Below are 11047 nucleotides of genomic sequence, written 5' to 3'. Positions count from 1 at the left end.
GGAGCACCTCGCCATGCCAGCCATGTCCTCCCGCGGCCGCGGCCGCCGAACGATCAACGAGATCAACATGGTCCCGTTCATCGACGTGATGCTGGTGCTGCTGATCATCTTCATGGTCACGGCGCCGCTCATCACGCCGAGCGTGATCAACCTGCCCAGCGTCGATCGCGCCAACAAGCAGCCCGACAAGCCGATCGAGATCGTGATCAAGAGCGACGACGAAGTGCAGATCAAGAAGGATCCGTCCACCGGCAGCGGCGGCAGCTCGATCCCCATGACGCAGATCGGCTCTGCCGCCAAGGCTGCGCAGGGTGGCGACGCAGAGCGCCCGGTGGTCATCAGCGCCGACAAGTCGGTCAAGTACGAAACCGTGGTCAAGGCGATGAACCAGCTCAAGCGCAGCGGCATCGAGCGCGTCGGCCTCTCGGTTCAGACGACGGGCGCGAAGTAAGGCATGTCGCTCGCCGCAGACCGTCCTGAATTCGCGCCGCCGCCGCAGCGCGGCACGCCGCGCGCCGTGCTGCTGGCGCTGATCGCCCATGCGCTGCTCATCGCCGCGCTGACCTGGGGCGTGAGCTGGCGGCGCGAGGCGGAAAACGACGCAGCCGAAGCCGAGCTGTGGTCCTCGACCGTGCAGCAGGCCGCGCCGCGCGCCGTTGCGCCGCCCGTGCCGACACCACCGCCTCCGGTGCCGACCCCGGCACCGCCCCCGCCTCCCCCTCCCCCTCCGCCGCAAGCGGTGAAGCCGCCTGAGCCCACGCCGCTGCCCAAGGCACCCGACATCGCGCTGGAGCGCGAGAAGAAGCTCAAGGAGCAGAAGGAACGCGAGCGCGAGCTGGAGCAGCAGCAACAGAAGAAGCTCGAAGCCGCGAAGAAAGCCGCGCAGGAAAAGAAGGAAGCCGAGGCCAAGCAACGCGCCGAGGACGAGGCCGAGCGCAAGAAGGCCGAGCAGCAGAAGCAGGCCGAATTGAAGAAGCGCCAGGAGGCCGAGGCAGCCAAGCAGCAAGCCGAAGCCGCCAAGAAGAAGGAAGCCGAAGCCAAGCAGGCGGCCCAGGCCGCTGCCGACCGCGCAGCCACGCTCAAGCGCATGCAGGCCATGGCGGGTACTGGCGGCGAAGGCGCTGCCGCGAAGTCATCGGGCCCCTCCGGAAGCTACGGCGGAAAGGTCGCCGCAGCCGTGAGACCCAACGTCGTGTTCCCGGATGCGGACCTTGTCAGCGGTAATCCAGGAGCAGAGTTCGACGTTCGCCTTGCTCCCGACGGCACCATCGTCGGCACACCTGCACTCTCGAAGTCCAGCGGCCTGCCGAATTGGGACGAAGCCGCGTTGCGCGCACTGCAGAAGACCGAGAAGCTGCCGCGCGATATCGATGGCACGGTGCCACCGCGGCTGATCGTCACGCTGCGACCAAAGCGCTGATTGGCGACCGGTCGCCCCCGGATTCCCTCCCCCTTCGGAAGGATTCCGGCACCGCGCTGATCCGGCAGCATGAACTCCTGAAGCACGACATCGCCGTCGCTGCCGACGGGCCCTGGCCCGCAGGAGAAACGCATGAGCGCTGGAGGCATGGAGCCCCTCTCCAAGGGGGAGGAATATCTTGGGGGCGCCTTCGGCGCGGGCGCCGTGCTGGTCGTCCTGCCCTGCGTGGCGCTCTACTTCGGCATCGACAAGATCAGCGCGCACCCGGCGGTCGGGCTGCCGATCCTCGCGATCTTCGGCATCATGATCCTGTTCGGCGCGCTGGCGCTGATCTCGACGCTGTTTGCCCGCCTCAACCTGCAGGACCGCACGCAGGCCCTGGGACTGCCCGAGGGCTCCATCCGTGCCGCCATCGCCCTGGCGCTGATCGTGCTGTTCGCGATCATCGCGATCATGCTGTACCAGGCGGTCGCCAGGGTGGTGATCATCCCGGACCTGGAGCGCTCACGCATGGAGGCCATGACCGCGGAGCGCGTGAACAGCGCCAACGTCATCGCGGTGGTCCCCAACTGCGGTCGAAAGCCGGTCGCCAATTGTCCCGAGGATGAATTGCGCTACTCGGTGCACATGCGCCAGCCCGCCAGCCAGGAATCTGCCGACCTCGCCAAGCAGTTGCTGATCCTGATCGGCACGCTGATGACCTCCGTCACGAGCTTCTATTTCGCATCACGCGCCCTCGAGCCGAAGCGCGAGCAAGGCAGCGGCGAAACGAGGGCACCGACGCCCTCGCCGCGCGGTCCCACGGCTGGCGACAGCGGGCCCGGCGCCGTCGCGGCTGCGCCGCCTCCGGACGGCACGGAAAACCACGTGGACGGCTGCGACGTCGAGATCAACACCTCCGACGCGACGCCGGACGATCAATTGCCCCCGGCCCGGGGCGGAGTGGCCTGACATGATCTTCTCGCTGACATGGCTGCCGGCCGTGCTCGAAGGCGCCGGCCTGAAGATCGCGCTGGTGCCGGGATGGGAGAGTCGTGGGCGCGCCGACATGGGCACGGTCGTCGGCGTGATCTGCCACCACACGGCGGGACCGCGCGCCGGCAACATGCCGAGCCTGAACCTGCTCGTCCAAGGCCGTGCCGACCTGGCCGGGCCGCTCTCGCAGCTCGGACTCGGCCGGGACGGCACCTACTACGTGATCGCTGCTGGCCGATGCAACCACGCGGGCGCGGGCACCTGGCAGGGCGTGACCACCGGCAACAGCTCCTTCATCGGCATCGAGGCCGAAAACACCGGCCGGCCGGACGATTCGCCGTGGCCCGAGGTGCAGATGGACGCCTATCGCCGCGGCGTTGCCGCCATCCTCACCCACGTGGGCCGCGGGGCCGAGTTCTGCGCGGGGCACAAGGAATATGCGCAGCCACCCGGCCGCAAGACCGATCCGGACTTCAACATGGAGGCCTTCAGGATCGCCGTTGCCGGCCTCATGAGCGGCGCCTCGGTGCCACGACCCTTGATACCGCGCACAGAACCCGCCCCTGCACCCGGCGTTGCCGCCAGACGCACGCTGCGCCGGGGCGACCACGGGGAACTGGTGGTGCAACTTCAGCAGAAGCTGCGGCTGGCTCCGCCGGAAGGGTTCTTCGGAGCAGGAACCGAGGCGGCCGTCAGGGAATTCCAGCGCCAGCACCAGCTCGTTCCCGACGGCATCGTCGGGCCCAAGAGCTGGCTGGCACTGGACGGCTCCGGCGCGTCAACCTGATCGCTTCCAGAACCTGGCGATCAGCGCATGCGCCGCGGCGGCGGCCAGGCCCCCGATGGCCATGCCGGCTGCAATGTCCAATGGATAGTGAAAACCGATGACCACCCGGGCAAAGCCCACGAGGCCGGCCAGCACCAGCAGCACGTACCCGATGGCCTTGCAACTCGCCGCCAGCAGGAACGAAAACGCCACCGCCGCGTACACGGTGGCGTGGCTGCTCGGGAAGGACGGGCCGAAACCGGGAGCCAGATGCTGATGGCCCAAGCCGCGCTCGACGGGCCTCGGTCGATCCCAGACCTCCCCGATGAGTTCGCAGGCGACGCTACCCAGCGCCATCGCCAACAACGCAGCAAGTGCCGGCCTGAGCAAGTGTTGCTTGCCGCGATGAAGCACCATCCCCGCGAGGAGCGCCAGAAGCACCCAGTGCGCATGGACCGCCAGGAAACGGCCAGCGTCGATCACCCATGCGTGCGCATCCTCGTCCGCATTCAACAGCAGGAACAATTGCTGGTCCGCTGGAATCATGGCGACGAAGCGCGTCAGTCGTAGACGATCGCGGCCTTCCCCGCATCCGCCTGCGCCATCCAGCTGGCCAGCGCCGCATCGGTCGGGAAGAACTTCGCGCGTTCACCCAATTGCAGTTCGACCTGCGCGCCACTTCGAGCGATCGAGAGACGCACGCCCAGCCCCTGCTGCAACTCGCCGTGCTCGCTCTGCTCGGTGCGCGGCGGAAAGTCCTTCACCATCCGGGCGATGTCCGGCGCCTTGCCGTTGACTGCCACGCGCAGGAACTTGCCGAAGCGGCAGCGCGCCGCCGCCAGCTCCCACACCTGCTGGACCTGGAAGCGCGCCTCGAAGCCGCCGCGACCGGGCTGCAGGCGCCCGCTCACGATCACCAGTTCGTCGTCCTTCAGCACGTTGCGGTTGGCGTTGAAGAGCGCCTCGTCGGCCGTTGCATCGATCGCACCCGACTTGTCGTCGAGCTTGAAGATGGCGAGACGGCCGCGCTGGCCGTTGATGACGCGGAAATCGCTCACGATGCCGGCGATGACCTGCTGTTCGCGCGTATCCATCAGGTCGTCGATCTCGCGCTTGCAGAAGCGCCGCACCTCGTGCGCGACTTCGTCGAAAAGGTGTCCCGACAAGTAGAAGCCGACCGCCGTCTTCTCGTAGGTCAGGCGCTCCTTCACGCCCCAGGGCGTGGCGTCGACCATGTCGGGTTCCTGCGTGGCCGAGCCATGCTCGCTGTCGCCGAAGATGTCGACCTGCGCGGCATTGGCTTCGGTCGCGACGGCGAATTCGTAGGCGCGGTCGACCGATGCGATCAGCGACGCGCGGTTCTGCTGCAGCGAATCGAAAGCGCCGGCCTTGATCAGCGCTTCGACGGTGCGCTTGTTGATGCGCTGGCGATCCACGCGCACACAGAAGTCGAACAGGCTCTTGAACGGACCGCCCGCTTCCCGCGCACGGACGACCGCCTCGACGGCGAGCTGCCCTGTGCCCTTGACTGCACCGAGCCCGTACCGGATGACCTTGTCTGTCACCGGCTCGAAGCGGTAGTTGCCGCGGTTCACGTCCGGCGGCTCGAAGGTGATGCCGAAGTTCTTCTGCGCATCCTCGAACAGCACCTTCAGCTTGTCGGTGTCGTCCATTTCCACGGTCATGTTCGCGCAGAAGAACTCGGCCGTGTAGTGCACCTTGAGCCAGCCGGTGTGATAGGCCAGCAGCGAGTACGCGGCCGCGTGCGACTTGTTGAAGCCGTAGCCCGCGAACTTCTCCATCAAGTCGAAGATTTCGTCGGCCTTCTTCTGGTCGATGTCGTTCTTGGCGGCACCCTTGCGGAAGATCTCGCGGTGCTCGGCCATCTCCTCGGCCTTCTTCTTGCCCATTGCGCGGCGCAGCAAGTCGGCGCCGCCGAGCGAGTAGCCGCCCAGGATCTGCGCGGTCTGCATCACCTGCTCCTGGTAGACCATGATCCCGTAGGTCTCGGAGAGCATGTCGGCCACCAACGGGTGCGGATACTCCACCGTCTCGCGCCCGTGCTTGCGCGCGACGAAACTGGGGATCAGGTCCATCGGACCCGGGCGGTACAGCGCGTTCAGCGCAATCAGGTCTTCGAGCCGCGTCGGCCGCGCGTCCTTCAGCATGCCCTGCATGCCGCGCGATTCGAACTGGAACACGGCCTCGGTCTTGCCCTCGGAGAACAGCTTGTAGGTCGGCACGTCGTCGAGCCGGATGTTCTCGTAGGCGAAGTTCTCCTGCCCCTTGTGGCGCTGGACGATGAACTCCTTCGCGATCTCCAGGATCGTGAGCGTCGCCAGGCCCAGAAAGTCGAACTTCACCAGGCCGACGGCTTCGACGTCGTCCTTGTCGTACTGGCTCACGGCCGAGTCGCTGCCCGGCTGCTGGTAGAGCGGGCAGAAGTCGGTGAGCTTGCCGGGCGCGATCAGCACGCCGCCGGCGTGCATGCCGATGTTGCGGGTCATGCCTTCGAGCTTCTGCGCGAGCTCGACCAGCATGCGGACTTCTTCTTCCTTCTCGATGCGGCCCGCGAGCTGCGGCTCCATCTCTATGGCGTAGTTGTTCTTGTCGTTGTCGGGCTTGGGTGACGGCGGGTACTGGATCGTCACCGGCTGGCCCGGCTTGTTCGGAATCAGCTTGCTGATGCCGTCGCAGAACATGTAGCTCATGTCGAGCACACGGCCCACGTCGCGGATGGCGGCGCGCGCGGCCATCGTTCCGAAGGTGGCGATCTGGCTCACTGCGTCGCGGCCGTACTTGTCCTTGACGTAGTCGATCACGCGGTCCCGGTTGCCCTGGCAGAAGTCGATGTCGAAGTCGGGCATCGAGACGCGCTCTGGGTTCAGGAAACGCTCGAACAGCAGCTTGTATTCGAGTGGGTCGAGGTCGGTGATCTTGAGCGCGTACGCCACCAGCGAGCCCGCCCCCGAGCCCCGGCCCGGCCCCACGGGGCAGCCGTTCTTCTTGGCCCAGTTGATGAAATCGCCCACGATCAGGAAGTAGCCCGGGAACCCCATCTTGAGGATGGTGTTGATCTCGAACTCCAGGCGTTCCACGTAGCGCGGGCGTTCGGCGTCGCGCTTGGCGACGTCCGGGTACAGGTGCGCGAGTCGCTCCTCCAGGCCCTCGAACGAGGCGACCCGGAAGTAGTCCGCGATCGGCATGTTGTTGGGCGTCGGGAAGTTCGGCAGCTGCGGCTTGCCGAGCACCAGCGTCAGATTGCAGCGCTTGGCGATTTCGACCGTGTTGGCGATCGCGCTCGGCACGTCGGCAAAGAGCTGGGTCATCTCGGCGGACGACTTGAAGTACTGCTCCCGCGTGAACTTGCGGACCCGGCGCGGGTTGCCCAGGATTTCGCCTTCGGAGATGCAGACGCGCGCCTCATGCGCCTCGTAGTCTTCGGCGGTTGCGAACTGCACCGGATGCGTCGCGACCACCGGCAGCTTGAGACGGGCGGCAAGCTGCACGGCAGCCACCACGTGCGGCTCGTCCTCGGGGCGCCCGGCGCGCTGCAGCTCGATGTAGAAGCGGTGCGGAAAAAGCCCCGCCAATTGCAGCGCGATCTCGGCGGCGCGTTCGGCCTGGCCCTGCAACAGCGGCGCTCCCAGCGGACCGGCCTGTGCGCCCGACAGCGCGATCAGACCGCCCTGGAGTTCCTCCAGCCAGGCCAGCTTGCAGGCCGCTTGCGCCTGTCCGCGGCCCACGTTCTGCGTCCAGGCGCGCGCGAGCAGCTCGGACAGGTGCAGATAGCCTTCCTTGTTCTGCACCAGCAGGACGATGCGCGTCAGAGCGCCCGGCTCGGCTCCCAGCCCCTCGACGAAGACCTCGGCGCCCAGCACCGGCTTGACGCCCTTGCCGCGCGCTTCCTTGTAGAACTTGACGGCGCCGAAGAGGTTGTTGAGATCGGTGATCGCCAGCGAAGGCTGGCCGTCGGCCGCTGCGGCCTTGACGACTTCATCGATGCGGTTGGTGCCGTCGACGACGGAAAACTCGGTGTGCAGGCGCAGGTGAACGAACATCCGCTCATTGTAGAAAGCGCGACCTCCACGATGTGATGTGACTCTCCCTAGCTTGCGCGCCCCACCTACAATCCCGCCCCGTGCAAGAGATTCTGAATATTGCGGCCTACAAGTTCGTCCCGATCGACGACGCCGCCGAACTGCGTGAAGCGCTGCGCGCGCAAACCCATGCGCTCGCGCTCAAGGGCACGATCCTGATCGCCCCGGAAGGAATCAACCTGTTCCTGGCGGGCACGGTGGACTCCGTGCGCGCTTTCCTGGCATCCATGCGCGCGGACGCCCGTTTCAGCGACCTGGAGGCCAAGGAGAGCTGGTCCGCCACGCAGCCCTTCCGCCGCATGCTCGTGAAGCTCAAGCGCGAGATCATCCGCATGGATCATCCCGCCATCCAGCCGGCCGCCGGCCGCGCGCCCGGCGTGGATGCGCCGACCCTCAAGCGCTGGCTCGACCAGGGCCACGACGATGCCGGCAAGCCGGTCGCCCTGCTGGACACGCGCAATGCCTTCGAGGTCGACTACGGCACCTTCGAAGGCGCCATCGATTGGCGCATCCACAAGTTCACCGAATTCCCCAAAGCCTTGCAGAAGCATCGCGACGACCTCGCGGGCAAGACGGTGGTCAGCTTCTGCACCGGCGGCATCCGCTGCGAGAAGGCCGCGATCCTCATGCGGGAAGTCGGCGTGGCCGACGTGCTGCAACTCGAAGGCGGCATCCTCAAGTACTTCGAGGAGGTGGGCGGCGCGCACTACGCGGGCGAGTGCTTCGTCTTCGATGGCCGTGAATCGCTCTCGCCCGACCTGAAGGCACGCGCGAGCGGCGTGAGCGCCCGGGCCGCCGAGGACCCGGACATCCTGATCAAACGCTGAAGTTCAGACCGGCGTGGTGCCGGTGTCTGCAGCCGTCTGCACCTGGAAGGGATGGCCCGGCAGCGGAATGAATTCGGTTTCGCCGGGCACATGGCCCATGCGTTGAGCGGACCAGTCGGCGCCGGCTTCGAGAATGCGTTCGCGCCGGCTCGAAACGAAATTCCAGGTGATGAAGCGTGGGCCGTCGAGCGGCTCGCCACCGATCACGACGACGCGGACGGCGCCTTGCGCAGTCAGCACGCCGCCTTCGGCATCCGGCAGCATCGCCATGGTGTGCTGCGCCACCGCATCGCCGTCCAGCGAGACATCGCCGTCGACGGGATAGACCGCCAATTCTGGCGCCAGCGCCGGTAGCTCGAAGCGGGCGCCTGCCGGCAGGGCCAGATCGAGATAGACCGTCTTCGACAGAGTCGCCACTGGCGAACGCGCCCCGAAGGCCTCGCCCACCAGCACGCGGACTTGCACGCCCTGCACTTCCAGCGACGGAATGTCCGCCGCGGCGGTGTGCGCAAAGCTCGGCTCGACCTCCTCGTGTGCCTGAGGCAACGCGGCCCACAGCTGCAGGCCGTGGTTCACGTAGGTCGCATCGAGCAGGCGCTCGGGCTTGCGCTCGGAATGCACGATGCCGCGCCCGGCGGTCATCCAGTTGATCGCGCCGGGTCGGATTTCCTGCACGCTGCCGAGGCTGTCGCGATGCATCATCGCGCCCTCGAAGAGATAGGTCACGGTCGCGAGACCTATGTGCGGATGGGGTCGCACGTCGTGCTCCGAGCCGGGTTGCTCGGTCGCCGGCCCGAAGTGGTCGAAGAACACGAAGGGCCCCACCGAGCGCCGTTTCGCCGCCGGCAGCAGGCGCCGGACCTTGAAGCCCCCGCCCAGATCCTTGTCATGCGGTTGCAGCAGCTGTGATGCGGTCATCGTGGTTTTCCGGCAGTTGAGTTTCGGGTGAGCTTATCGCTTTGATCTTGCGACTTCGGCCACGCGTTCGCCAAACGCGCGCGCGGTGTCGAGGTCGCCCCGCGCCATTTCGGCCGGGCTCGCGTCGGTAGGCGAGGTGGTCAGCAGGCCGTTGTAGCCGCCGACGTAATTGATCGAATCGCGCTTCGCCGCCTTGTCGTTGCTCGGCATGATGCCGAGGCTGACCCACAGCCCGCCGTGCTGCATGGCGAGATGCCAGAGGTAGGTGAGCGTCGCGTCCTTGTCGCCGTTCATGGCCGCGCTGTTGCTGAAGCCGGCGAACAGCTTGTCCTTCCAGCCCTGCGTGTACCAGACCTTGGACGAAGCATCCGCAAATTTCTTGAACTGCCAGCTCGCGCCGCCCATGTAGGTGGGCGCGCCCATGATGATTGCGTCCGACGCCGCGAGCATCTCCCAGCCTTGCGCCGGAAGATTCCCATCGGCATCGATCGCCAGCAGATGAGCGCCGGCTCCGTCGGCGACCGCCTGCGCAACGCGCTGCGTGTGCCCGTAGCCCGAATGAAAAACGACAACGATGTCAGGCATCGATTTTTCCCAGTGAATGATCACCACCGATCGTACGGCGTCTCAAGCCGAAAACACTACGGACCGGCTTGGCCGGTCCGCAGGTGGTGTTGCACGCTCAACGGGAGTGGGCCACGCGACACGAAGTGCGCGCGGCCTGGGGCTTACTTCCTGTCAATGCTGAAGCGGCCGGCGCCGAGCGCCGCGATGGCGAGCAGGCCACCGGCGATTGCGATGTTCTTGAAGAACATCAGCTGGTTGATGTACGCCTTGTCAGCCGGCATGGCCCAGTAGTTGTGGAAGAACACCGCCGTCGCGACCGTGAACACGGCCAGGATGATGGACACGATGCGCGTCTTGTAGCCGACCAGCAGCAACAGGCCGAGACCGAGTTCCACGGCGATCGCGATGACCGCGCCGAGTTGCGGCAACGGCAGTCCGACCGCGCCGATGTAGCCGACGACACCGGCGAATCCCGCGATCTTGCCGAAGCCGGCCGGCACGAAGAGCAGCGCGATCAGTACGCGACCCAATAGCGCCAGCGTGTCTTGCGCGGCGCCGGCGGTTGCCGGGGCGGCAAAGTTGTTTGCAGTGGTGGTGGACATTGGATGGACTCCTGGGTTGAAAAAAAGTTGAACGGCACTAGGCCGCGAGATCGAATACCAGCACTTCGGCATCCTTGCCGGCTGCCAGCGTCAGCTGCGATTCGCCTTCCAGCAAGGCGGCATCGCCTGTAGCGAGCTTCGCGCCATTGGCCTCGAGTTCGCCGCGAACCAGGTGCACGTAGCTCTTGCGCTTCGGGTCGAGCGTCAGGCTGGCCTTCTCGTCGCCGTCAAGCAGGCCGGCGAAGAGGCGTGCATCGGCATGCACCAGCACCGAGCCCTCGGCCCCGTCCGGCGAGGCGACCAGCCGCAGCTTGCCGCGCTTTTCGGCTTCGGAGAACGTCTTCTGCTCGTAGCCCGGCGCGATGCCGCGCACGTTGGGTTCGATCCAGATCTGCAGGAAATGCGTGTCCTCGTCGGCCTTGTGGTTGAACTCGCTGTGCATCACGCCGCGGCCGGCGCTCATGCGCTGGACGTCGCCCGGAGGAATGGATTCGACATTGCCCATGCTGTCCTTGTGAGCGAGCTCGCCGGACAGCACGTAGCTGATGATTTCCATGTCCTTGTGGCCATGGGTGCCGAAGCCGGCGCCCGCGGCAACGCGATCTTCATTGATCACGCGCAGGTTGCCGAAACCCATGTGGGCCGGGTCGTAGTACCCCGCAAAGGAGAAGCTGTGGAAGGAACGCAGCCAGCCGTGATCGGCATAACCGCGTTCCTGGGATTTGCGGACTTGCAACATCGTTGAACTCCTGCCCTCGTCTCGAGGGCTCTTCGAAATGCCGCGCCCTGTGCGCAGCGGATGTGTGGAACTTTAGGGCGGCGACCCTGCGTCAGAAGCAACGGCATTTGATGGCATCATTCAAATTATTTGA

The 11047-nt window shown here is 66.2% G+C and carries 11 protein-coding genes; 5 read left to right on the top strand and 6 right to left on the bottom strand.

Going from position 1 to position 11047, the window contains the following annotated elements:
• Positions 1–13: 13 nt before the first annotated feature.
• The 4 genes from QTH90_RS00515 to QTH90_RS00500 all read left to right on the top strand — a co-directional run bounded on the left by QTH90_RS00515 (position 14) and on the right by QTH90_RS00500 (position 3182).
• Entirely contained in the window at positions 14–451 is a 438-nt protein-coding gene (locus QTH90_RS00515; RefSeq protein ID WP_286662597.1) for an ExbD/TolR family protein, read from the top strand.
• Between the two features lie 3 nt (positions 452–454).
• Positions 455–1420 carry a cell envelope integrity protein TolA gene (gene tolA, locus QTH90_RS00510; RefSeq protein ID WP_286662596.1) on the top strand — a complete coding sequence of 322 codons (966 nt, stop codon included), beginning with the start codon at positions 455–457 and terminating at the stop codon, positions 1418–1420.
• 132 nt (positions 1421–1552) lie between these two features.
• Positions 1553–2371, top strand: a complete 819-nt coding sequence (locus QTH90_RS00505; RefSeq protein ID WP_286662595.1) for a hypothetical protein — start codon at positions 1553–1555, stop codon at positions 2369–2371.
• Position 2372: 1 nt separating this feature from the next.
• Entirely contained in the window at positions 2373–3182 is an 810-nt protein-coding gene (locus QTH90_RS00500; RefSeq protein WP_286662594.1) for a peptidoglycan recognition protein family protein, read from the top strand.
• Here the strand turns inward: QTH90_RS00500 and QTH90_RS00495 are convergent.
• Together QTH90_RS00495 and dnaE are read right to left on the bottom strand one after the other, a co-directional pair.
• Entirely contained in the window at positions 3174–3707 is a 534-nt protein-coding gene (locus QTH90_RS00495) for a phosphatase PAP2 family protein (RefSeq protein ID WP_286662593.1), read from the bottom strand. The two genes, QTH90_RS00500 and QTH90_RS00495, sit on opposite strands and share 9 nt — an antisense overlap.
• A gap of 14 nt (positions 3708–3721) precedes the next feature.
• Entirely contained in the window at positions 3722–7222 is a 3501-nt protein-coding gene (gene dnaE / locus QTH90_RS00490) for a DNA polymerase III subunit alpha (RefSeq protein WP_286662592.1), read from the bottom strand.
• 80 nt (positions 7223–7302) lie between these two features.
• Here dnaE and QTH90_RS00485 point away from each other — a divergent pair, with 80 nt between their 5' ends.
• Positions 7303–8088 carry a sulfurtransferase gene (locus QTH90_RS00485; protein ID WP_286662591.1) on the top strand — a complete coding sequence of 262 codons (786 nt, stop codon included), beginning with the start codon at positions 7303–7305 and terminating at the stop codon, positions 8086–8088.
• A gap of 3 nt (positions 8089–8091) precedes the next feature.
• Here the strand turns inward: QTH90_RS00485 and QTH90_RS00480 are convergent, their stop codons facing one another.
• From QTH90_RS00480 to QTH90_RS00465, 4 genes are all read right to left on the bottom strand, one after another.
• Complete coding sequence (locus QTH90_RS00480; protein WP_286662590.1) at positions 8092–9006, bottom strand: pirin family protein; 915 nt, start codon at positions 9004–9006, stop codon at positions 8092–8094.
• 33 nt (positions 9007–9039) lie between these two features.
• A complete protein-coding gene (locus QTH90_RS00475) occupies positions 9040–9591 on the bottom strand; it encodes a flavodoxin family protein (RefSeq protein WP_286662589.1) in 552 nt (183 codons plus the stop codon).
• A 143-nt stretch (positions 9592–9734) separates the two neighbouring features.
• Positions 9735–10175, bottom strand: coding sequence for a DoxX family protein (locus QTH90_RS00470; protein WP_286662588.1), 441 nt, complete (start codon positions 10173–10175; stop codon positions 9735–9737).
• Between the two features lie 37 nt (positions 10176–10212).
• Positions 10213–10914: a pirin family protein gene (locus tag QTH90_RS00465; protein WP_286662587.1), complete on the bottom strand. Its 702-nt coding sequence runs from the start codon at positions 10912–10914 to the stop codon at positions 10213–10215.
• Between the last annotated feature and the right edge of the window lie 133 nt (positions 10915–11047).

The organism is Variovorax flavidus (genome assembly GCF_030317145.1).
Taxonomy (GTDB): Bacteria; Pseudomonadota; Gammaproteobacteria; order Burkholderiales; family Burkholderiaceae_C; genus Variovorax; species Variovorax flavidus.
This window is presented reverse-complemented; position numbering and strand designations above follow the sequence as displayed.